We start from the raw sequence: 19,580 nt of genomic DNA on the forward strand, positions 1-19,580 counted from the left end.
CCAGCGCGCGACAACTGGCCATCCCCGGCGCTTCAGCGGGGGTTAAGGCCGCAAGGGTTCCAAGAGAGACGATGCCGTTTCAGCGAATTGCCGCCCCCCTGATGAGGTTCCTGGCCTTCCTCGCCCTGCTCGGCTGGGCGGCCGCGCCGGCTGCGGCGCAATCGATCCTGCGCGATGCGGAGACCGAGGCCCTGCTCAAGGACATGTCGGCGCCGCTGGTCAAGGCATCGGGTCTCGATCCGGCCAATGTCGATATCGTCCTCGTCAACGACCCTTCCGTGAATGCCTTCGTTGCAGGCGGCCAGGCCGTCTATGTCAACAGCGGCCTGATCAACGAGGCGGATACCGCAGGCGAAGTGCAGGGCGTGATCGCCCACGAACTGGGTCACGTCACTGGCGGGCATGCGGTGCTCAATCTGGGTGCCAGCAGCGCGACCAATATTTCGCTGCTTTCGCTCCTGCTCGGTGCGGCTGCGGCGGCAGCCGGTGGCGGCGAAGCGGCGATGGGCGTGATCATGGCCGGCCAGCAGGCCGCCATGGGCAAGTACCTTGCCTATAACCGTTCGCAGGAGGCTTCGGCCGATGCCGCCGGGGCGCAGTACCTTTCCGCAGCCGGGATCAGCGGCCGTGGCTCGGTCGAATTCTTCAAGAAGCTGCAGAACCTCGAGTTCCGCTATGGCTATCGCCCCAAGGACGGCGACGAGTTCTACAGCACCCACCCGCTCACCGGCGACCGCATCCAGACGCTGCAGGATACCTATGAGAAGGACCCGGCCTGGAACAAGCCGGACGATCCCAAGCTGCAGCAGCGCTTCATGCGGATGAAGGCGAAGCTGTTCGGCTACCTTGCCGAACCCAAGGACGTCCTGCGGCAGTACCCGCTGACCGACAATTCGATTCCCGCCCACTATGCCCGCGCCTACGCCTATCACAAGGACGCGCAGTTCGATCTCGCCACGGCCGAGACCGATGCGCTGATCGAGGCCGATCCCGAGGACCCTTACTTCCTGGAGCTGGAAGGTCAGATCCTGCTGGAATCTGGCCGTCCGCAAGAAGCGCTGGCGCCGCTGCGCAAGGCGACCGAACTGACCGGAAACCAGCCGTTGATAGCGACCCTCTTCGGCCATGCCCTGATTGCGACCGAGGACTCGTCGAACTTCAAGGAGGCCGAACGGGTGCTGCGCAATGCGGTGGCCCGCGACCGCGAGAATCCGTTCACCTGGTACCAGCTCGGCGTGATCTATGCGGCCAAGGGCGACATGCCGCGCGCAAGGCTGGCCAGCGCGGAGCAGCAGGTGCTCTCCGGCAACATGAATGCCGCCCTGATGAGCGCGCAGGCGGCCGAGGCGGGCCTGCCGACGGGCACGCCGGACTGGATCCGCGCGCAGGATATCGAGATGCAGGCACGCGCCGAACTGGAACGCGAGAAGAAGCGTCGCTAGGACAGCGCGCAGAAAGCGGCGGCGCGCTTTGCCGCAACGAGGCAGGATCTACGAATGGCTACAGGCATGAAGTACGCATTTTTCGCCGTGCTGATCGCGGTTCTCGGTGTCGGCGGCTGGTTCGGCGGGCGCATGGCGATCGAAAGCGTGGTGCACGACTATATCCTCGATCATCCCGAAATCCTGCCGCAGGCGATGGAGAATCTCCAGAACCGGCAGAGCAGCAAGCAGCTCGCCGGCGTGCGTCAGGCAGTGGAAACGCCCTTCCCCGGCGCGGTGCTGGGCAACCCCGAGGGCAAGGTCACGCTTGTCGAATTCAGCGACTATGCCTGCGGATACTGCCGCGCGAGCCTGCCTGACGTGATCGAGCTGGTGAAGAAGAACCCCGACCTGCGCATCGTCATCCGCGAACTGCCGATCATCAGCCCGCACAGCCCGGAAGCGGCGAGGATGGCCCTTGCCGCAGCGGAGCAGGGCAAGTTTGCCGAGTTCCACGATGCGATGTTCGCGGCCGGGCAGCTCGACCCGCAGACCATCGAGGCGACCGCCAAGGCCGTCGGCCTTGACATGGAGCGCGCCCGCAAGGTGGCCGAGAGCAAGGATGTGGCGGCGGAGATCCAGCGCAATTACGAAACCGCCGGCAATCTCGGCTTCGGCGGAACGCCAAGCTGGATCGCGGGCGATCGCCTGATTTCGGGCGCGGTGGGCATCGATCAGCTCTCCAGCGCGGTCGCCGACGCTCGGGGGAGTTGATAAAGGGAACATCCTGTCGCAGGGGATTGTTCAGCTTTGCGCGGATCTGGGCTAGGAAACGTTCATGAGCGTCCTGCCTATCCAGCCCATTCCGTTCTTTGCCGACAAGGACAAGGCCTTCTGGCGCCTCCAGGCGCTCGGCTGGGGCGGGGCCATGCTGCTGCGCACGATGTCGGCGATCGCCAACGACCAGCGCCTCTCGTTCCTCGTCTTGGTCCTGATCGCCACGATCACCGGCTTCTCGATCTCGCTGGTGCTCTCGGTCATCTATCGAACACTGATCACCCGCCGGGCTCTGGTGACCTGGGGCATGACCGCGCTGATCCTGCCCTTCGCAGTGGGCCTCAACGCCTTCATCGATGCCTGGGTCATTTCGCTGTACCGTTCGGACAGCGATGCGACCTTCACCCAGCTGTTCCTTGGCGTCTTCTACCTCGATGCCACCCTGCTCGGGGCCTGGTCCGCGCTCTATTACGCCATCAACTTCTATCTGCAGATCGAGGAGCAGAACGACCAGCTGATCCGGCTGGAGAATCAGGCGACCCAGGCGCAGCTGGCGATGCTGCGCTACCAGCTCAACCCGCATTTCCTGTTCAACACGCTCAATTCGATCTCGACCCTGGTGCTGCTCAAGCAGACCGAGCCGGCCAATGCCATGCTCTCGCGGCTCTCGTCGTTCCTGCGCTATACGCTCGTCAACAAGCCCTCTGCGCGGGTGACGGTTGCGCAGGAAGTGGAGACGCTCAAGCTCTACCTCGATATCGAGCGCATGCGCTTCGAAGAGCGCCTGCGGACCACCTTCCACATCGATCCGGCGACCGAATCCTGCCTGCTGCCCTCATTGCTGCTTCAGCCGCTGGTCGAGAACGCCATCAAGTATGCCGTGACCCCGCAGGAAAGCGGCGCGGAAATCACCATTTCGGCGCAACTCGTCGGCTCCATGCTTCGCATTACCGTTTCGGACACCGGCCCCGGCTTGCAAAGCCCCACCACCGACAACAGGTTGTCGGGTATGTCATACGATGGAGGTGAGCCCGTCTCCACGGGCGTTGGTCTGTCCAATATCCGTGATCGCCTGTCCCAGGCCTATGGCGAACATCACCGATTCGAGACTGTCGAGCCGATCGAAGGCGGTTTTGCCGTCCTGATCGAAATTCCTGTCGAGCGCCGCGAAGCAGCAGAGGACGTCCCGGAAGCCCCTCGGCTTGCCGCAATGGCTGCACAATGAAACAATTTTGGGTCTCATGCGTTATGGGGCCCGGAGAACGAACAAGATGACCATCCGCACCATCCTCGTCGATGATGAGAAACTCGCGATTCAGGGCCTTCAGCTGCGCCTTGAAAAGTATCCGGACGTCGAGATCATCGATACCTGCTCGAACGGACGCGAAGCGATCCGCAAGATCAAGACCGAAAAGCCCGACCTCGTGTTCCTCGACATCCAGATGCCCGGTTTCGACGGGTTCTCGGTGGTCAAGGGCGTCATGGAGATCGAGCCGCCGCTCTTCGTCTTCGTCACCGCCTACCAGGAACATGCCGTGCGCGCCTTCGAGGCGAATGCGGTGAACTACCTGATGAAGCCGGTCGAGGAATCGAAGCTGGACGATACCCTTGCGCGCGTGCGCCAGCGCATCGCCGAGAAGCGCTCTGCCGACGAGGCGGAGAAGCTCAAGAACGTGCTGGCCGAAGTTGCCCCCGACGCGGTCGAGGCCATGCCCGAGGAAGCCGATCCCAATGCCGATCGCTATGAAAAGCTGATCAACATCAAGGATCGCGGCCAGATCTTCCGCATCGACGTTGACAGCATCGAGCATATCGAGGCGGCTGGCGACTACATGTGCATCCGCACGGCAGACAACTCGCTGATCCTGCGCGAAACGATGAAGGACCTCGAGCGCCGGCTCGACCCGCGCGTGTTCCAACGCGTCCACCGTTCGACCATCGTCAACCTGAACCAGGTCCGCCAGGTCAAGCCGCATACCAACGGCGAATGTTTCCTCGTGCTCGATTCAGGTGCACAGGTGAAAGTCAGCCGTTCGTACCGCGACGTGATTGCGCGTTTCGTTCACTGATAGGGCCGCCGTCGACGGCGCATGAACAGGAAAGGCCAGGGGCTCTCGCTCCTGGCCTTCGTCGTTTGCGGACCTGAAGTCGGACGCCAGCTTACTTCGTCGCGTACTGTCCGGCCTGGGCCTTGAAGTTCTCGCGCGCGAAAGTCTTGGCTGCGGACTGCGTGTCGAAGACTTCGTCCTGCAGGGTCGACTTGACGATCGGATAGCCGCGCGAATTGTAGTGCGTGTCGCGCACGGTCAGCCGGTATTTGCCATCCTCGCCTTTCTGGATGAGGTAGGGTTTTTCGACGCTGTCGTTCATGGCATTTCTCCGGGTCTGAGGGGAGTGAGGTGTCTTGGTTTCGCTATCGCCCCGCAGAAACCATGCGCGGTCTGCTGGCAGGAAAGCGCCGTCCCCAGCACAGGCAGGGCCTGAATCAGGGCGGACGAGGCTGCGGCCGGGATGCTCCGGTGCGAACTCAAATGATCGATCTTCATCTCGATGCTCCGGCAACGTAAGCGGGAGCGCGGATGGTCTCTCAGCCACGAGCGCCTACGAATTCGGATGCTCGTGATCCTTGCGCTATGGTCCCATGCGGCCGCGATTGCAAATCGCGCATCGATGGTGGTTCTCGACACGGGGCCGCGGCCTTGGCATGGACGGCGCCATGAACGACTTCACGCTGACCGGTTTCGACCTTGCCGCCTTCGTTGATGCAACGCTTGCCGAAGACCTCGGCGTGGGCCTGCCCGGGGGCGGGCATGACGTGACTTCGGAAAGCGTGATCGACGCCGATGCGCGTTTTGCCGGCACCATGGATTCGCGCGACGCCATCACTGTCGCGGGCCTGCCGGTCGCCGCGGCTTTCTTCCGCAAGCTCGACCCTGCGATGGAAATAGAGATCCTCGTCGAGGAGGGCGCCCGCGTCGGGCCCGGGTCGGACCTCATGCGCCTCTCGGGCAATGCCCGCGCCATGCTGACGGCGGAGCGCAGTGCGCTCAACACCGTGCAGCACCTGTCCGGGATCGCAACGATGACGCGCGAATATGTCGATGCCATGGGCGGACACGGCATCCTTCTCGATACGCGCAAGACGATCCCGGGCCTGCGTCACCTCGAAAAGTACGCAACCCGCACCGGTGGCGCGCAGAACCACCGCATGGGCCTGTGGGACGCAGCGATGATCAAGGATAACCACGTCCTCGTCGCCGGCGGCGTCGGTCCGGCCGTGGGGCGTGCCAAGGCGGCGGGCGTGGCCCAGATCATCTGCGAAGTCGATCGGCTCGACCAGATCGAGCCTGCCATCGAAGCGGGCGCGCATCACCTCCTGCTCGACAACATGGGGCCTGACATGCTGCGCGAGGCCGTCGCCCTCGTGGCCGGACGCGTGCCGACGGAGGCTTCGGGCGGCGTCAATCTCAGGACCATCGGCGCGATTGCCGCCTCGGGCGTCACTTATGTCTCGGTGGGCCGTCTCACCCAGAGCGCACCGGCCGCCGACATCGGCCTCGACTTCACGCCGCTGTGAGGCCCCTGCTCGCGGCTCGGGCCGGTCTGGTCCTTGCGGCGCTTATGCCGGCGCCTGCGCTCGCCCAGGCCTATCAGTGCGCCGTGCCGCGCAGCATTGCCCCGGTGGGGCCGCAGGCGCCCGACGGCCCGGTCCGCAAGGTCGCCGTCGCGGGCTATACCCTCGCGGCAAGCTGGTCTCCCGACTACTGCAAGATGAGCGGCGAGACGGATTCGATGCAGTGTTCGCGCCGCAATGGGCGTTTCGGCTTCGTCCTGCACGGCCTCTGGCCCGAAGCGGGCAAGGGCCCCGCGCCGCAGTGGTGCGCGACGCGGCCACTGCCCTCGCCCGACCTGCTGCGACGCCACTTGTGCATGACGCCTTCGGCCCGCCTCCTCGCCCACGAGTGGGCCAAGCACGGCAGTTGCATGACGAAGCGGCCCGAAACCTATTTCAAGGTCAGCGCGATTCTCTGGCGCTCGATCCGCTGGCCCGATGCCGATCGTCTCTCGCGCGAGGACGACCTGACGGTGGGCGATCTGCGCCGGGCCTTTCTCGCCGGTAATCCGGACTGGACGGCGGATCAGGTCGGCGTGGACGTCAGCCGCGGCGGCTGGCTGCGCGCGATCGAGCTTTGCTACGGCAAGGATTTCATGCCCCGGGCCTGCGACCGCAGGCAGTGGGGGCCCGCCGATTCCGCCCCGTTGAAGATCTGGCGGGGCCTGTAGGGCGACAAGGGCTACCTGCGGTCCCTGAAGAAAGCCCTGAGCATTTCCGCGGCTTCGGCTTCCCCCATGCCGGAATAGACTTCCGGACGGTGCAGGCACTGGTCGTGTTCGAATACGCGCGCGCCATGTTCGACCGCGCCGCCCTTGGGATCGGGTGCGGCGTAATAGAGCCGGGCGATGCGGGCGTGGGAAATTGCCCCGGCGCACATCGCGCAGGGCTCCAGCGTCACCCATAGCTCGCACCCTTCGAGTCGCTCATTGCCGAGAATCCGGGCGGCGGCGCGAATCGCTTCGATTTCTGCGTGGCTGGTCGGGTCGTGGCGTTCGCGCGGGCCGTTGCGGCCGGTGGCGATGACCTTTCCGTCCCTGACGATCACCGCGCCGATAGGCACTTCGCCCGAATCCGCGGCTTCCCGGGCTTGCGTCAGCGCCAGTTGCATGTATTCGGGGAGCGGCCAGCGAGTCATGAGGACGCGCTAGCCTGCGAAAAACCGCGGCGCAACTTGACGTTCACCTGGTGACTCGGTAAGGGCGCGCCTTCCCGTACAAACGGCCAAGATTTTTTTCGAGCGAGAGTAGACATGTCCCGCATCTGCGAACTGACCGGCAAGGGTCGTCAGGTCGGCTGCAACGTCAGCCACGCCAACAACAAGACCAAGCGCGTGTTCCTGCCCAACCTTCAGAACGTCACGCTGATGTCGGAAGGTCTGGAGCGTAGCTTCAAGTTCCGCGTTTCGACGCACGGCCTTCGCTCGGTTGAGCACAACGGCGGCCTCGACAACTGGCTGCTGAAGACTTCCGACACGAAGCTCAGCCCGCGCGCCGTCAAGGTGAAGCGCGAGCTGAAGAAGAAGCAGGCCGCCTGATTTCCGGCTCCCTTCGGGGAGCCTGACAAGGCACTGGTTCGAAAAAGGCGTGCGAGGGTTCCTCGCGCGCCTTTTCGCGTGTCTGACTGCTTTCCGGTACTTTTCCTGCGCGGTTCTCAGGGCAGGTCGCGTGGATCGACGGTGAGTTTCCAGAGCAGCGTGCGCTGGAAATCCGAGAAATTGTCGTCCGATATCAGCCACACGGTCAGGCGATCCTTGCCCTGCGGCACGGCGGCAAGGCCTTCGAAATTGTCGACCGGCAGGCTCGAGGCGATTCGGGCCACTTCCCTTGCGTGCCAGATCGCGCCGGGACGAATCTCGACCGGGTCGGCGATGGCGATGCGCCCGGCGAATCGCTGCGGCATCGGCCAGACCAGCCGTCGCATCAGGATCAGCAGGCGGCCGTCGGGCAATTGCGTCATGTCGGTGGGACTGAAGCCTTTCGGCCCATCGAACGTGAAATGCCACGATTTCGGCCGCGTCGCGGGATCGCCCTCGAACACGACGGCGTCGTGTCTGCGATCCTCCAGCCGGCCCTTGAACGCCTCGCGCAGCAGGACGAATCGCCCATCGGCAAGGCGGGTCATGGCTTCCGGGCCGGAGTTCACGCCCCAGCGGCGAATCGCGCCGGGCCGGACCTTGGCTTCCACGTTCAGTTCGGGGCCGAGCCGAACGATGGAATTGGAGCCCTCCATGCCCAGCCAGATCGTGCCGGTACGCGGATCGCGCGTCGCCGATTCGACATCGCGATCGGCCTTGTCGTTCCAGCGGCTGATATCCAGGCTGCCGCTCGCCAGTGCGCCGGGTTTTTGGCCCGGCAAGGTGAAGCGCAAGTATCCGCCCGAATCGCCGACGGCGAGGAGCTGCCCGTCCGGCATCGCAAGCAGCGTCGAATAGCCGCCGAACCCGCGCGACCTGCTGGCCATGTGCCACGCGCCTTCCAGTCGGAATGCGCCGAGGTGATACTGCGGGTCTGTTCCGGGGCGCGGCGTGAGGGCGACGTAGTCGAACGTCATTTGCGCCAGGCGCGGCGCTCTGGGTGAGCGCAGCCAGGTGACGGCTGCAAGCAGGATCAGGAGCAGAAGGGCGATGCTGCGGTGCACAAGGGCTGGATAGTCAATCGCGCGCCGACGGCAAGGCCACTTCGTCGATCAGTTCATCGGCCCGGTGAAAAGCAGGGGATCGAGCCTGTCGGACTGCCACTTGATGCTCCAGTGCAGGTGCGGGCCGGTAGCGCGGCCGGACATGCCGATCTTGCCGATCACCTGCCCCTGCTTCACGTGATCGCCTTCCTTCACAAGGATTTGCGAGCAGTGCAGGAAGGCGCTGTTGAGGCCCATGCCGTGGTCCAGCATCAGCAGGTTTCCTTCCAGCGTGAAGGGTTTTTCCGCCGCGAGGATGACGACGCCGTCCGCCGGAGCGACGAAGGGGGTGCCGCTTGTGCCGGAAGTTATGTCGATACCCGAATGGTAGCTGCCCGGTTCGCCGCGATAGATGCGCTGCGAGCCGAAGCGGCCCGAAATGCGGCCCTTCACTGGCCAGATGAAGCGCTGGCGCCACCCTTGCGCGCCGGTTTCCATCGCCCGCGCTGCATTGATGCGGTCAAGCTCGGGCTGCCGGATCTTCATGAAGGCTTCGGAGGGCCCGCCTGCGCGGCGCGGAATGTTGATTCGCTCGATGTGCCAGTCGCGCGGGGAGACGGTGAGCGTCTGGCGATAGGTCGTGCCGTCCTTCATCCGTGCGGTGAGGATCTCCTCCGGCGCGGCATCGCGGTCGAACGCGGCGAACCAGGCGCCGTCCGGCGCGATTCGAACCGCTTCGCCGTCAAGCCTGAGGTCGGTGGTTCCCGCCGGGGCGACGCCGCGAATCCATCCGCCCTGGGTCATCTCGCCGGAGAAGGCAATTTCGGCCGGGCGCGGCGCTGCAGCCGGAGAGACCGGGGCAGTGGTCGAAGCATGGGCGGAACCGGCAGGTTCGACCATGGCGTTACCGGCAAGGATCAGGCCGCCAGCAGCGGCAAGGCCGCCAAGCTTCAGCCAGGCGAAACGCGTATGGAGGCCCTTCATGCCTTCCCGAGGAGACGCCGGGTGGCAATTTCCGCGGTGGCATAGGGTTCCTGCCGCTCTACGCTCCAGTAGCGCAGGGCTTCGAGGGAGATCTTCTCACCGGTTACGGCGCAGGTGACGAAGTGGCCGGAGCTGATCATGCGGAACCCGTTGGGTCCGTAGCTGAGGGTTGCGGGACGTTCGGCAGATGACATGAGCATGGGTGATTTCTAGCAGAGCCTCGTGGTCAAAACAAATCGCCTTGTCGCGGCCGGTCCGGTTTCGTTCTTTCCGGTCCGGTCCCCCGCTTGCGCGGGGCGGCCACAGCGGGCGCGGGCTTGGGCGCAGGAGACACCGAATCGCCTGAACCGGTGGTGACCGGGAGATCCCCGTCACGGAATTCGAGAACCAGCGCCGCTTCCCGGGATGCCAGTTCGCGGCTGGTCACGGCCCTGCCCTCGGCCGTCTTCACCAGGGCATAGCCGCGCTGCAGGGGCAGGCGCGGATCGAGCTGGGGCAGGACGCGCGAAACCGGGGCAAGGCTGTCGCGCGCCATCGACCAGCGGCGGGTGAGCAGGCGCGGCGTCAGGCCGGTGCGCGCCAACCTCTCGCTGCTCGCCTGCGCGCGGTGGCGCAGCAGCGCGAGCGGCCTGCCGACCGAGCCCAGGCGCTTTTCGGCGTTCGAAGCGCGGTCCTGCAGGCCGCGGCGCAGGCGATCGGTCAATTCGTCCAGCTTCTGCGTCTTCGCGGCGAGAATCGCATCCGGCTTCGGCAGGCGCTGGACGCGCGCTTCCAGCCTTTCGCGTCCCAGCGTGACCGGCCGGAGGGCGCAGCGGCGCTTGCGCAGGGCCAGCTCGTCGAGCGTCGCCATCAGCTCTGCGCGCACCGGCACCGCGATTTCGGCGGCGGCGGTGGGCGTCGGCGCACGGCGATCGGCGGCATAGTCGCACAGGGTCGTGTCGGTCTCGTGTCCGACTGCGGAGATCACCGGGATCGAGCACTCCGCCACGGCGCGCACGACTGGTTCCTCGTTGAAAGCCCAAAGGTCCTCGATGGAGCCGCCGCCGCGTGCAACGATGACGAGATCGGGCCGCGGCACCGGGCCATCGGCGGGCATTTGCGAGAAGCCGCGCACGGCATTGGCGACCTGCGCAGCCGCGCCCTCCCCCTGCACCAGCACCGGCCAGACGAGCACGTGGCTCGGGAAGCGGTCTGCCAAGCGATGAAGGATGTCGCGGATCACCGCGCCGGTGGGTGACGTCACGACGCCAATGACCTTCGGCAGGAACGGCAGCTGCCGCTTGCGCTCGGGCGCGAAGAGGCCCTCCTCGGCCAGTCTGGCGCGCAGCTTTTCGAGCAGGGCGAGCAGCGCGCCTTCGCCTGCGATCTCCATCGAATCGATGACGATCTGGTACTTGGAGCGGCCGGGATATGTCGTCAGCTTGCCGGTTGCGATGACTTCGACGCCGTCTTCGGGACGAAAGGCGAGGCGCTGCGCATTGCCGCGCCACATCACGCCGTCGATTACCGCCTTGTCGTCCTTGAGTGCGCAATAGAGGTGGCCGGAGGCCGCGCGCTTCACGCCGGAAAGCTCACCGCGCAGGCGCACGAAGCCGAAACGGTCCTCGACCGTGCGCTTGAGCAGTGCAGAAATCTCGCTGATGGACAGCGGCGCGGCGTTGTCCCCGGCCGATTGCTTCGCTACCAGCCCACCCCTACGACCATCTCCATATTCGTCGTCATCGTAAGACTCATCGAAAGGCCGCGGCATGAATATCCTTCTTCTGGGCTCGGGTGGACGCGAACATGCGCTGGCCTGGAAGCTGGCGCAATCCCCGCGCTGCTCCACGCTTTATGCAGCTCCCGGAAATCCGGGGATTGCCGAGGCGGGAACCTGCGTGTCGCTCGATGCCACCGATCATGGGGCGGTTATCGCCTTTTGCAACGAGAAGGAAATCGGTCTTGTCGTGATCGGTCCGGAAGCGCCGCTGGTCGATGGACTTGCCGATTCCCTGCGGGCCGAGGGCATTCCCGTGTTCGGCCCGAGCAAGGCGGCCGCCCAGCTCGAAGGGTCCAAGGGTTTCACCAAGGACCTGTGCGAGCGCGCCGGAATCCCGACCGGTGGCTACGTGCGCGTCTCCAGCGAAGCGGACGGTCTGGCTGCGCTTGAGAAGTTCGGCGCGCCTGTCGTGATCAAGGCCGATGGCCTTGCCGCAGGCAAGGGCGTTACCGTCGCCATGACGATGGAGGAGGCGCAGGAAGCGGTGCGCGACATCTTCGCCGGCCGCTTCGGCGAAGCGGGCGCGGAAGCCGTGATCGAGGAATTCCTGGAAGGCGAGGAAGCCAGCTTCTTCGCCTTGACCGATGGCAGCACCATCGTCCCCTTCGCCTCGGCGCAGGACCACAAGCGCGTCGGTGACGGCGATACCGGCCCGAATACCGGCGGCATGGGCGCCTACAGCCCGGCGCCGGTGCTGACTCCGGCGCTGGAGGCAGAGGCAATGACGCGTATCATCGCGCCGACCGTCCGCACTCTCGCCGACGAGGGCATGCCCTATTCGGGCGTGCTGTTCCTCGGCCTGATGCTGACAGAGGATGGGCCGAAGCTGATCGAGTACAATTGCCGCTTCGGCGATCCCGAGTGCCAGGTGATGATGCTGCGTCTGGAAAGCGATCTCGTCGATATCCTCCAGGCCTGCGCCGAGAACCGCCTGGGCTCGATCCAGCCGCCGCGCTTTGCGAAGGATACCGCGTTGACTGTCGTCATGGCGGCCAAGGGTTATCCCGGCACGCCGGAAAAGGGCGGCAGCATCGCAGGGCTTGCCGCCGCGGAAGCCGATGGTGCCAAGGTATTCCATGCGGGTACGGCACTCGAGGACGGACAGCTCGTCGCCAATGGCGGACGCGTGCTCAACGTCACCGCCCGTGGAGTCTCGGTCGGCGATGCGCAGGCGAAGGCTTATGCCGCCGTCGACGCGATCGACTTCCCGACCGGCTTCTGTCGCCGCGACATCGGTTGGCGCGAAGTGGCGCGTGAACAGAGCCAGGACTGACCGGAAGGCGGCAATGCTGGAACGTGCCGGTGCCATTCTCAAGCTGGCGGTTGCCCTCGCGATCCTGATCGCGGGCTGCGGCGTCGGATTTTACTACGGCATTTTCCTGCCGAACCATGCCGAGGTGCTGGAAGCGCGGCGCCAGGCAGAGGTCGAGGCGGAAGCCGAAGCGCGCCGCGCGGCGCAGCAGAGGCAGGCTGCCGAGGCGGCGCAGCGCCAGCAGGCCGCGCGGGTGGAGTACGAGGATTGCGTCAATTTCGCGCAGCTCAACTACAAGAACCGCTGGGCCAAGAGCTGCCGCGCCATGCACGAGAGTGACGTGGCGGAGTTCCAGGACTGTCTGGACAACTTCTTCAGCACTGAGGAATCGTGCCGTCGGCGCCATCCGATCCGGCCCGAGCGCGGCTGTGCCCTGCCCTCGCAGATGGCCACCGCCCTTTCCGATGACCGCGACCGCGCCAAGGACCAGTGCCTTGGCAAGCTGCAGGCAAGCCAATCGGGCGGGCTTGGCGTTTCGGAGGATCCGGGTTCGTTCTGAGCCCGTCGAGGTCCGCTCATCCTGAGCTTGCTGAAGGAAGAAGGTTCAGCTGGCCTTTTCGCCTTCCAGCAGCAGCTTGACCACCAGGGCAAGGCGCTTGGCGTCCTCTCTTGCGAGATGTTCCTTGGGCAGGCGCAGCTTGGCTTCCTCCAGCGCGGCAACGACCTGGGGCCGCGTGAAATTGTGCCGCACCAGGTACTCGCCGAGGAAGTGCACGGCGAAAGGCACAGGTGCCTTGAGGCCGTGTGCCAGCAGTTCGAGCCAGTAGGCATCGAGATCGGCGTCGGCATAGACTTCGCAATCGCCGACGAACCGGGCCATTTCCTTAAGGACCTGCGCGGCGGGAAGACCTTCCTTGCGCAGCATCTCGCGGCTGATTCCGTGGAGTTTCTCGGCCTCCTCGGACCAGTCCCAGTGGCGCCAGGCTTCCAGCGGGCGGATCAGCCAGGCGCGACTTTCTCCGTCGATCCGCGCGATGGCGACTTCGATAGGATAGGATTGGCCGTACTCGGGCAGGCAACTCGCCTCGAAATCGATCAGTGCCGGACAGCTCAATCCGCGGGTGCTCCTCAGGTGAGTTTTTCTGCCATCAGTGCCTGCAGGCTCCGCTCTGGACGGGCCCCATAGTGCGAGATCACCTCGCAAGCGCAAATCGCGCCAAGTTTCAGGCTTTGTTCGAGATTCATGCCACGAACATGTGCAAAGAGGAAGCCCGCAGCGAAAAGGTCGCCCGCGCCGGTGGTGTCGACGACGCGCTCGATCGGCTCGGCCGATACCTCGGCGCGCTCGCCGCCCGACAGCGCCACTGCGCCCTCGGGACCGCGCGTGACCACCAGGACCGGGATCTTCGGCGCGAGCATGGCCAGGCCCGTCTCGAAATCGTCGTTCTGCACAAGAGCGGCCATTTCATGCTCGTTGCAGAACAGCACGTCGATCTGGCCGTCATCGATGAGGGCGATGAAATCGTCGCGGTGGCGGTCGATCACGAAAGTCTCGGACGGGGTGAAGGCCACCTTGCGGCCCGCCGTGCGGGCAGCGGCGATGGCCTTGCGCATCGCGGCGCGCGGCTCTTCGGGATCCCACAGGTAGCCTTCGAGATAGAGCACGGCGGCCTTGGCGATGGTCGCTTCGTCGAGCGCTTCGGCGGGCAGGTAGTGCGAGGCGCCGAGGAAGGTGTTCATCGTGCGCTGGCCGTCGGGGGAGACGAAGATCAGGCAGCGCGCCGTCGGCGGATCTCCGGCGCGCGCGGGGGTTTCGAACTCGATGCCGCCGGCGCGGATGTCATGGGTGAAGACCTCGCCGAGCTGGTCCTGCGCGACCTGGCCGATGAATCCGCACTTTGCGCCGAGCGAGGCAAGCCCGGCCAGCGTGTTGGCGGCCGAACCGCCCGATATTTCGCGCGCGGGGCCCATGGCGGCGTAAAGATCGCGGGCCTGGTCGGTGTCGATCAGCATCATCCCGCCCCGGGCAAGGCCGAGCTGTTCGATCAGGCTGTCCTCGCAATTGGCGATGACGTCGATGATAGCATTGCCGATGGCGATGACGTCCAGTGTGGGCGCCACGGGGTTGGATGCCATGTAGGGAAGGTCCTTGACTGATCGGATTGGGAAAAGACGATGCGGCCTGCCTACCGCGCGCCCTGTCGCTCCGCAAGCGCGCGGGCGAATTGCCCCCGTTGACAGCGGCGCGGCGGCGCGCGATGCGCAGGCCAGCCATGATCATGACATCGTCCGGGGCTTCCCTGCATCGTCTTCGCGGACCTATCGCCGCCTGCATCCTTGCCATGCTCGTCGCCGCTTGCGGCGTGAGCCCGGGCGGGGTCTCGAGCGCGTCCGGCAGTGGTGGCGCATCGCGGGTGCCTCCCGTGCGCCAGCCTTCGCGCACGTCGCCGCGCGATCCCAAGTTCCTCAACCTTCCCGGCCTTGAAGGCGTGATCGGGGCAAACCAGAAACAGCTGGTGCGCCAGTTCGGTAACCCGCGGCTCGACGTGTGGGAAGGCGATGCGCGCAAGTTGCAGTTTACCGGAACCGCCTGCGTGCTTGACGTTTTTCTCTATCCCACAACCTCCTCGCGCGAACCGGTGGCAACCTATCTCGATGCGCGGCGCGCCTCGGATGGGCAGGACGTCGACCGCGCCGCCTGCGTGGCCGCACTGCGCCAGCCCTGAGATGCTTGCCCCGGGCTCGGGGAAGTTCCGAATTGTCAAAGTTAACCGACGGTGTTTATCATGCCGCCCGATGGCGAAGGGCAGTGTCTTTCTCGTTTCATGCGAACTCGCCGGCGATAGTCCGCCGCTGCGACGTGAAGGCTACGCCGGCGCCCATGTAACCTGCCTGGTTTCAAGCGAAGACATTCGCGAAGCCATTTGGCTCGCCACCGAAGCCCTCGACGAGGATGAATATGAAATCGTCGATATCTACAGCGCCGTTCGCTTCGATGCGCAGGACTGGCGGGACGACGATGAAATGATCTCGCTGGCCGAGCAGACGCGCAGCGATACCGAGACCCGCTATTCCACGTTCAACACCTGGGGGCATTGAGCCCCCTTCCCGGTTCAGACGGTGAAGCTCTCGCCGCAGCCGCAGCTGCCCTTGGCGTTTGGATTGTCGAACACGAAGCCGGCGGTAAAGTCGTCTTCCTGCCACGACATCGTCGAGCCGATCAGATAGAGCACCGAGGCGCCGTCGATATAGAAGGTGCCGCCCGGCGTCTCGATCTTTTCATCGAGCGCGTTTTCCGCGCTGACGTAGTCGACCGAATAGGCAAGGCCCGAGCAGCCGCGCCGCGGGGTCGACAGCTTGACGCCGATCGCATCCTCTGGCGCATCGGCCATGAGCTTGGCGATGCGCGCTTCGGCGGAAGGCGTCAGGATGACCGCGGCGGGACGCTGACGAGTCGTTGCTGTAGTCGTCATGGCAGCTTCTTTTCCCAGAATTGCGCCGTTCCCGCTTCGGGGTCGAGCGCGTAGTTTTCATAGCCGAGCGAGGCGTAAAGCGCCTTGGCCGGCGCATTGCCGCCCAGCACTTCGAGCGTGACCTTGCAGGCTCCGCGGGCGGCGGCTTCGGCTTCCACGGCCTGCATCAATGCGCGGCCGATGCCTTTGCCCCTGTGCGCGGAGGATACCACAAGATCGTGGATGTTGACGAGCGGGCGTGCCGCGAAGGTCGAAAAGCCGGTAAAGCAGTTCGCCAGTCCGACCGGTTCCGTCCCGTCGAATGCGAGCAGGGTGAACGCGCCGGGGAAGGCATCGAGCGCGGGCACCAGCCTTGCGCGCACGGCTTCGTCCAGTCCCTTGCCGCCGCCCATCGGGTCGCGGGCATAGCTGTCGAGCAGCGCAACCAGCGCCGCGCCATCGCCTTCGTAGCCGTAATCGGCAAGGCGGATGGTCAGCCCTTCGGCAGATTCGGAAGCGGCGAGGGTTTCGGTCACAGCATGCCCAGTTCGAGCTTCGCCTCGTCCGACATCTTCGCCATGTCCCACGGCGGATCCCAGACGAGATTCACTTCGCAGTCGCGTACGCCCGGTACCGCGGCCACGCGCATTTCCACTTCGCCCGGCATCGATTCGGCGACCGGGCAATGCGGTGTCGTCAGCGTCATCGTCACCGCCACAGCGGATTCGGGCGAGACGTCGACACCGTAGATGAGGCCGAGGTCATAGATGTTCACCGGGATTTCCGGGTCGAAGATTTCCTTCAGCGCCGCGATCACGCCGTCGTAGATCTCGCCGCCCGGTTCGCCGGGGCTTGTATCCTGCGGCTTTTCGGCGAGGAAACCTTCCAGGTAGTCGCGCTTGCGTTCGAGCTTGTCGATTGCGCTTTCGGCTGCCGGGGGCGCGGCGTCTTCCACCCGTGCGCGCGGCGGCGGCGTTGCCGAATCGACTTCCTCGACTTCAAACTTGCGGGATTCGTCGCTCATCCGAATATTCTCCTCGTGCGCTCGATTCCTTTCAGGAGCGCCTCGATATCGCTTTCGTCGTTGTAGATGCCGAAGCTGGCCCGGGCCGTGGCGGGAACGCCAAGGTGATCCATCAGCGGCTGCGCGCAGTGGTGGCCGGCGCGAATGGCAACGCCCTCTTCGTCGAGGATCGTGCCCAGATCGTGCGGGTGCACGCCGTCGAGCGCAAAGCTGACGATGCCCACCGAATCGGGGGGGCCGAACAGCGTGACGTCATTGCGCTGGCCCAGTTCCTCGCGCAGGCGGGTGGCGAGTTCGCGCTCATGCGCTTCGGCGACATCGAGTCCGACCTGCTCGAGCCAGTCGATCGCGGCGGCAAGGCCGATCGATTCGACGATCGCGGGCGTGCCGGCCTCGAAGCGCTGCGGCGCCGGGGCCCAGGTCGTCTTCTCGAAAGTGACGCGATCGATCATCGATCCGCCGCCGTGCCACGGGGGCATGTTCTCGAGAATCCCGGAGCGGGCCCACAGGACGCCGACACCGGTCGGGCCGTAGAGCTTGTGTGCCGAGAAAACGTAGAAGTCGCAGCCAAGCGCTGCCATGTCGAGCTTGATGCGCGGGGCCGCCTGGCAGCCGTCGATCAGCACCTTGGCGCCGACTTTGTGCGCCAGTTCAACAAGATGTTCCACGTGGAGCACGGAGCCGAGCACATTGGAAACATGCGCCAGTGCCACCAGCTTGTGGGCGGGCGTCAGCATCCTCTCGGCGGCTTCGAGGTCGATCCGGCCGTCCGCAGTCAGCGGGCAGACGTCGATTTCGACGCCGGTACGCTCGCGCAGCAGCTGCCAGGGGACGATGTTCGAGTGATGCTCGAGTGTGGAAAGCAGGATGCGGTCCCCTGCCCCGAGGTGCTCGACGCCCCAGGTGTTGGCGACGAGATTGATCGCCTCGGTCGCGCCGCGCACGAAGACGATTTCCTCTTCGCGTCCGCCGATGAAAGACGCGACCCGGCGGCGCGCGGCCTCGAAGGCCAGCGTCATTTCCGCCGAGCGGGCATAGACGCCGCGATGCACGGTCGCGTAGTCGCGGCCCATGGCATCGACGGTGGCGTCGATCACCGCCTGCGGCTTTTGCGCCGTGGCGGCGGTGTCGAGATAGTGCCAGCCGCCGGCCATGCCGGGGAACTGGTCCCGCACCGAGATCCGGGTAGCCGCCTGGGTGCTCACAGGATCGTCTCCAGCCGGGCCAGCGCGGCCTCGCTCAGCGCTTCCTCGTCCGGTGCGCCGGTGAAAGCTTCGGCGACAAAAGCCTGCAACATCAGTCGCTTGGCTTGTGGCGGAGTAAGCCCGCGCGAAGCGAGGTAGAACAGGCCCTGTGCGTCGAGTTCGCCGACCGCACAGCCGTGTGCCGCCTTGACGTCATCGGCGTAGATTTCCAGCTCGGGCCGCGCATTGGCCGTCGCGGTGCGGTCGATCAGCATGGCGCGCACCGATTGCTCGGCGTCGGTACCGTCCGCGCCGCGCGCCACGGCAATGCGGCCAAGATAGGTGCCGGTCGAATGCCCGGCGAGAGCCGAGCGGATCACTTGCATCGATGTCGCGTTCTGCTCGCAGTGGGTCACCTCGGTGACGATCTCGAGCGTTTCGCTGCCCGTCGCCAGTTGCGCCGCGCCAAGCAGGAAGTCCGCGCCTTCGGCCAGTTCGACATCGACGGCAATGCGGCCGTAGGCGGGGCCGGCGGTCAGGATGCGCAAGTCGAGCTTCGCGCCCTTCTCGACGCGGATCGCCAGGTGGCGCGCAACCGCGCCCTCACCCAGTTCGACGATCTGGCGCGAATCCTCCTGGCCTGCCGCGACGACGATGTCCTCGCGCGCGATCGGCCAGACGCCGGCCAGCGCGTCGAAGTCGGCATAGCGGAAAGACTCGTCCTTCCGGGTGGGAAGAGTCGCGGCGAGAGTCATGCAGCCACCGCTTCGTAGCCCTCGGCCTCGAGCTGGTGGGCCAGTTCGGGGCCGCCCGACTTGACGATGCGGCCATTGGCGAGGACGTGGACGAAGTCCGGCTTCACGTAATCGAGCAGCCGCTGGTAGTGGGTGATCAGCAGCACCGCCTTGTCTGCGCTGCGCATGATCGAGTTGATCCCTTCACCGCAGACCCGCAGCGCGTCGATGTCGAGGCCGGAGTCGGTCTCGTCGAGGATCGCCAGCTTGGGATCGAGAATGCCCATCTGCACCATTTCGGCGCGTTTCTTCTCGCCGCCGGAAAAGCCGACGTTCACCGGGCGCTTGAGCATGTCCATGTCGAGCCGCAGCAATCCGGCCTTTTCCTTGGCCAGCTTGAGGAATTCGCCGCCCGACAGCGGTTCCTCGCCCCTGCCCTTGCGCTGGGCATTGGCCGCCTCGCGCAGGAACTGGACGAAGGAGACGCCAGGAATCTCGACCGGATACTGGAAGCCGAGGAACAGGCCGGCCGCGGCGCGTTCGTGGGGTTCCAGCTCGAACAGGTCCTGGCCGTCGAAAGTCACCGAGCCGCCGGTCACTTCGTAACCGGGGCGTCCGCCCAGCGTGTAGCCGAGAGTCGACTTGCCGGCGCCATTGGGCCCCATGATGGCATGGATCTCGCCGGGATTGATCTCGAGCGAGAGGCCCTTGAGGATCGGCTTTTCTGCTACGGTGGCCTGGAGGTTATCGATCTTGAGCAT

General features: G+C 65.4%; 25 protein-coding genes. 11 read left to right on the forward strand and 14 right to left on the reverse strand.

Going from position 1 to position 19,580, the window contains the following annotated elements; translation table 11 throughout:
- Nucleotides 1–101 precede the first annotated feature (101 nt).
- The 4 genes from JI59_RS11390 to JI59_RS11405 all read left to right on the forward strand — a co-directional run bounded on the left by JI59_RS11390 (nucleotide 102) and on the right by JI59_RS11405 (nucleotide 4,267).
- The gene (locus JI59_RS11390) at nucleotides 102–1,442 is read left to right on the forward strand and encodes a M48 family metalloprotease (protein WP_007012577.1); all 1,341 of its coding nucleotides are present in this window, start codon (nucleotides 102–104) and stop codon (nucleotides 1,440–1,442) included.
- Between the two features lie 66 nt (nucleotides 1,443–1,508).
- Nucleotides 1,509–2,195 carry a DsbA family protein gene (locus JI59_RS11395; RefSeq protein WP_007012576.1) on the forward strand — a complete coding sequence of 229 codons (687 nt, stop codon included), beginning with the start codon at nucleotides 1,509–1,511 and terminating at the stop codon, nucleotides 2,193–2,195.
- Nucleotides 2,196–2,259: 64 nt separating this feature from the next.
- On the forward strand, nucleotides 2,260–3,423 hold the full coding sequence (locus tag JI59_RS11400; protein WP_007012575.1) for a sensor histidine kinase: 1,164 nt from the start codon (nucleotides 2,260–2,262) through the stop codon (nucleotides 3,421–3,423).
- Nucleotides 3,424–3,469: 46 nt separating this feature from the next.
- Nucleotides 3,470–4,267, forward strand: coding sequence for a LytR/AlgR family response regulator transcription factor (locus JI59_RS11405; protein WP_007012574.1), 798 nt, complete (start codon nucleotides 3,470–3,472; stop codon nucleotides 4,265–4,267).
- A gap of 91 nt (nucleotides 4,268–4,358) precedes the next feature.
- Here the strand turns inward: JI59_RS11405 and JI59_RS11410 are convergent, their stop codons facing one another.
- Nucleotides 4,359–4,568 (reverse strand): hypothetical protein, encoded by a 210-nt coding sequence (locus JI59_RS11410; protein ID WP_007012573.1) that lies wholly within the window; start codon nucleotides 4,566–4,568, stop codon nucleotides 4,359–4,361.
- Nucleotides 4,569–4,914: 346 nt separating this feature from the next.
- Here JI59_RS11410 and nadC point away from each other — a divergent pair, with 346 nt between their 5' ends.
- Both nadC and JI59_RS11420 read left to right on the forward strand, forming a co-directional pair.
- Nucleotides 4,915–5,775 (forward strand): carboxylating nicotinate-nucleotide diphosphorylase, encoded by an 861-nt coding sequence (gene nadC / locus JI59_RS11415; RefSeq protein ID WP_013834535.1) that lies wholly within the window; start codon nucleotides 4,915–4,917, stop codon nucleotides 5,773–5,775.
- A gap of 44 nt (nucleotides 5,776–5,819) precedes the next feature.
- The gene (locus JI59_RS11420; RefSeq protein ID WP_007012571.1) at nucleotides 5,820–6,482 is read left to right on the forward strand and encodes a ribonuclease T2 family protein; all 663 of its coding nucleotides are present in this window, start codon (nucleotides 5,820–5,822) and stop codon (nucleotides 6,480–6,482) included.
- A gap of 11 nt (nucleotides 6,483–6,493) precedes the next feature.
- Here the strand turns inward: JI59_RS11420 and JI59_RS11425 are convergent, their stop codons facing one another.
- Entirely contained in the window at nucleotides 6,494–6,949 is a 456-nt protein-coding gene (locus JI59_RS11425; RefSeq protein WP_013834534.1) for a nucleoside deaminase, read from the reverse strand.
- Between the two features lie 114 nt (nucleotides 6,950–7,063).
- On the opposite strand from JI59_RS11425, the gene rpmB reads away from it, so the two are divergent.
- Nucleotides 7,064–7,348: a 50S ribosomal protein L28 gene (rpmB, locus tag JI59_RS11430; RefSeq protein WP_007012569.1), complete on the forward strand. Its 285-nt coding sequence runs from the start codon at nucleotides 7,064–7,066 to the stop codon at nucleotides 7,346–7,348.
- Between the two features lie 116 nt (nucleotides 7,349–7,464).
- Here rpmB and JI59_RS11435 read toward each other — a convergent pair whose 3' ends face one another.
- The 4 genes from JI59_RS11435 to xseA are packed head-to-tail and all read right to left on the reverse strand — an operon-like array spanning nucleotide 7,465 to nucleotide 11,164.
- Nucleotides 7,465–8,451, reverse strand: a complete 987-nt coding sequence (locus JI59_RS11435) for an esterase-like activity of phytase family protein (RefSeq protein WP_007012568.1) — start codon at nucleotides 8,449–8,451, stop codon at nucleotides 7,465–7,467.
- A gap of 48 nt (nucleotides 8,452–8,499) precedes the next feature.
- Nucleotides 8,500–9,414 (reverse strand): M23 family metallopeptidase, encoded by a 915-nt coding sequence (locus JI59_RS11440; protein WP_007012567.1) that lies wholly within the window; start codon nucleotides 9,412–9,414, stop codon nucleotides 8,500–8,502.
- Entirely contained in the window at nucleotides 9,411–9,614 is a 204-nt protein-coding gene (locus tag JI59_RS11445; RefSeq protein ID WP_038576060.1) for a DUF2093 domain-containing protein, read from the reverse strand. The genes JI59_RS11440 and JI59_RS11445 overlap by 4 nt, the downstream gene beginning before the upstream one ends.
- 26 nt (nucleotides 9,615–9,640) lie before the next feature.
- A complete protein-coding gene (gene xseA, locus JI59_RS11450) occupies nucleotides 9,641–11,164 on the reverse strand; it encodes an exodeoxyribonuclease VII large subunit (protein ID WP_007012565.1) in 1,524 nt (507 codons plus the stop codon).
- Between xseA and purD the strand changes: the two genes are divergently transcribed.
- Together purD and JI59_RS11460 are read left to right on the forward strand one after the other, a co-directional pair.
- Nucleotides 11,163–12,446 carry a phosphoribosylamine--glycine ligase gene (gene purD / locus JI59_RS11455; RefSeq protein ID WP_007012564.1) on the forward strand — a complete coding sequence of 428 codons (1,284 nt, stop codon included), beginning with the start codon at nucleotides 11,163–11,165 and terminating at the stop codon, nucleotides 12,444–12,446. The genes xseA and purD overlap by 2 nt on opposite strands.
- Before the next feature lie 13 nt (nucleotides 12,447–12,459).
- Nucleotides 12,460–12,984, forward strand: a complete 525-nt coding sequence (locus JI59_RS11460; RefSeq protein WP_007012563.1) for a hypothetical protein — start codon at nucleotides 12,460–12,462, stop codon at nucleotides 12,982–12,984.
- Between the two features lie 45 nt (nucleotides 12,985–13,029).
- Here the strand turns inward: JI59_RS11460 and JI59_RS11465 are convergent, their stop codons facing one another.
- Both JI59_RS11465 and JI59_RS11470 read right to left on the reverse strand, forming a co-directional pair.
- Entirely contained in the window at nucleotides 13,030–13,539 is a 510-nt protein-coding gene (locus JI59_RS11465; protein WP_007012562.1) for a 3'-5' exonuclease, read from the reverse strand.
- A 14-nt stretch (nucleotides 13,540–13,553) separates the two neighbouring features.
- On the reverse strand, nucleotides 13,554–14,561 hold the full coding sequence (locus tag JI59_RS11470) for an adenosine kinase (protein WP_007012561.1): 1,008 nt from the start codon (nucleotides 14,559–14,561) through the stop codon (nucleotides 13,554–13,556).
- Between the two features lie 137 nt (nucleotides 14,562–14,698).
- On the opposite strand from JI59_RS11470, the gene JI59_RS11475 reads away from it, so the two are divergent.
- A complete protein-coding gene (locus JI59_RS11475; RefSeq protein ID WP_007012560.1) occupies nucleotides 14,699–15,151 on the forward strand; it encodes a hypothetical protein in 453 nt (150 codons plus the stop codon).
- A 70-nt stretch (nucleotides 15,152–15,221) separates the two neighbouring features.
- Nucleotides 15,222–15,524 (forward strand): hypothetical protein, encoded by a 303-nt coding sequence (locus JI59_RS11480; RefSeq protein WP_007012559.1) that lies wholly within the window; start codon nucleotides 15,222–15,224, stop codon nucleotides 15,522–15,524.
- A 14-nt stretch (nucleotides 15,525–15,538) separates the two neighbouring features.
- On the opposite strand, the gene JI59_RS11485 is transcribed toward JI59_RS11480, so the two are convergent.
- Genes JI59_RS11485 through sufC form a run of 6 tightly spaced genes read right to left on the reverse strand, consistent with a single transcriptional unit; the run spans nucleotide 15,539 to nucleotide 19,580 of the window.
- A complete protein-coding gene (locus JI59_RS11485) occupies nucleotides 15,539–15,898 on the reverse strand; it encodes a HesB/IscA family protein (protein ID WP_007012558.1) in 360 nt (119 codons plus the stop codon).
- Nucleotides 15,895–16,413, reverse strand: a complete 519-nt coding sequence (locus JI59_RS11490; protein WP_007012557.1) for a GNAT family N-acetyltransferase — start codon at nucleotides 16,411–16,413, stop codon at nucleotides 15,895–15,897. The genes JI59_RS11485 and JI59_RS11490 overlap by 4 nt, the downstream gene beginning before the upstream one ends.
- Nucleotides 16,410–16,901, reverse strand: a complete 492-nt coding sequence (locus tag JI59_RS11495; RefSeq protein ID WP_007012556.1) for an SUF system Fe-S cluster assembly protein — start codon at nucleotides 16,899–16,901, stop codon at nucleotides 16,410–16,412. The genes JI59_RS11490 and JI59_RS11495 overlap by 4 nt, the downstream gene beginning before the upstream one ends.
- A complete protein-coding gene (locus JI59_RS11500) occupies nucleotides 16,898–18,055 on the reverse strand; it encodes a cysteine desulfurase (protein WP_052117880.1) in 1,158 nt (385 codons plus the stop codon). The genes JI59_RS11495 and JI59_RS11500 overlap by 4 nt, the downstream gene beginning before the upstream one ends.
- A 47-nt stretch (nucleotides 18,056–18,102) precedes the next feature.
- Nucleotides 18,103–18,840, reverse strand: coding sequence for a SufD family Fe-S cluster assembly protein (locus tag JI59_RS11505; protein WP_007012554.1), 738 nt, complete (start codon nucleotides 18,838–18,840; stop codon nucleotides 18,103–18,105).
- Nucleotides 18,837–19,580 carry a Fe-S cluster assembly ATPase SufC gene (gene sufC, locus JI59_RS11510; RefSeq protein ID WP_038577493.1) on the reverse strand — a complete coding sequence of 248 codons (744 nt, stop codon included), beginning with the start codon at nucleotides 19,578–19,580 and terminating at the stop codon, nucleotides 18,837–18,839. Before sufC ends, JI59_RS11505 begins: the two co-directional genes overlap by 4 nt.

The sequence above is a fragment of the Novosphingobium pentaromativorans US6-1 genome, assembly GCF_000767465.1.
Lineage (GTDB): Bacteria > Pseudomonadota > Alphaproteobacteria > Sphingomonadales > Sphingomonadaceae > Novosphingobium > Novosphingobium pentaromativorans.

Coding starts and splice junctions, on each gene's coding strand:
- JI59_RS11505 (WP_007012554.1), bottom strand. CDS start 18,840: ATGACTCTCGCCGCGACTCTTCCCACCCGGAAGGACGAGTCTTTCCGC.
- JI59_RS11480 (WP_007012559.1), top strand. CDS start 15,222: ATGGCGAAGGGCAGTGTCTTTCTCGTTTCATGCGAACTCGCCGGCGAT.
- JI59_RS11390 (WP_007012577.1), top strand. CDS start 102: ATGAGGTTCCTGGCCTTCCTCGCCCTGCTCGGCTGGGCGGCCGCGCCG.
- sufC (WP_038577493.1), bottom strand. CDS start 19,580: ATGCTCAAGATCGATAACCTCCAGGCCACCGTAGCAGAAAAGCCGATC.
- JI59_RS11400 (WP_007012575.1), top strand. CDS start 2,260: ATGAGCGTCCTGCCTATCCAGCCCATTCCGTTCTTTGCCGACAAGGAC.
- JI59_RS11445 (WP_038576060.1), bottom strand. CDS start 9,614: ATGCTCATGTCATCTGCCGAACGTCCCGCAACCCTCAGCTACGGACCC.
- rpmB (WP_007012569.1), top strand. CDS start 7,064: ATGTCCCGCATCTGCGAACTGACCGGCAAGGGTCGTCAGGTCGGCTGC.
- JI59_RS11420 (WP_007012571.1), top strand. CDS start 5,820: ATGCCGGCGCCTGCGCTCGCCCAGGCCTATCAGTGCGCCGTGCCGCGC.
- JI59_RS11410 (WP_007012573.1), bottom strand. CDS start 4,568: ATGAACGACAGCGTCGAAAAACCCTACCTCATCCAGAAAGGCGAGGAT.
- nadC (WP_013834535.1), top strand. CDS start 4,915: ATGAACGACTTCACGCTGACCGGTTTCGACCTTGCCGCCTTCGTTGAT.
- JI59_RS11425 (WP_013834534.1), bottom strand. CDS start 6,949: ATGACTCGCTGGCCGCTCCCCGAATACATGCAACTGGCGCTGACGCAA.
- JI59_RS11475 (WP_007012560.1), top strand. CDS start 14,699: ATGATCATGACATCGTCCGGGGCTTCCCTGCATCGTCTTCGCGGACCT.
- JI59_RS11460 (WP_007012563.1), top strand. CDS start 12,460: ATGCTGGAACGTGCCGGTGCCATTCTCAAGCTGGCGGTTGCCCTCGCG.
- JI59_RS11495 (WP_007012556.1), bottom strand. CDS start 16,901: ATGAGCGACGAATCCCGCAAGTTTGAAGTCGAGGAAGTCGATTCGGCA.
- JI59_RS11500 (WP_052117880.1), bottom strand. CDS start 18,055: ATGGCCGGCGGCTGGCACTATCTCGACACCGCCGCCACGGCGCAAAAG.
- JI59_RS11485 (WP_007012558.1), bottom strand. CDS start 15,898: ATGACGACTACAGCAACGACTCGTCAGCGTCCCGCCGCGGTCATCCTG.
- JI59_RS11470 (WP_007012561.1), bottom strand. CDS start 14,561: ATGGCATCCAACCCCGTGGCGCCCACACTGGACGTCATCGCCATCGGC.
- purD (WP_007012564.1), top strand. CDS start 11,163: ATGAATATCCTTCTTCTGGGCTCGGGTGGACGCGAACATGCGCTGGCC.
- xseA (WP_007012565.1), bottom strand. CDS start 11,164: ATGCCGCGGCCTTTCGATGAGTCTTACGATGACGACGAATATGGAGAT.
- JI59_RS11395 (WP_007012576.1), top strand. CDS start 1,509: ATGAAGTACGCATTTTTCGCCGTGCTGATCGCGGTTCTCGGTGTCGGC.
- JI59_RS11440 (WP_007012567.1), bottom strand. CDS start 9,414: ATGAAGGGCCTCCATACGCGTTTCGCCTGGCTGAAGCTTGGCGGCCTT.
- JI59_RS11405 (WP_007012574.1), top strand. CDS start 3,470: ATGACCATCCGCACCATCCTCGTCGATGATGAGAAACTCGCGATTCAG.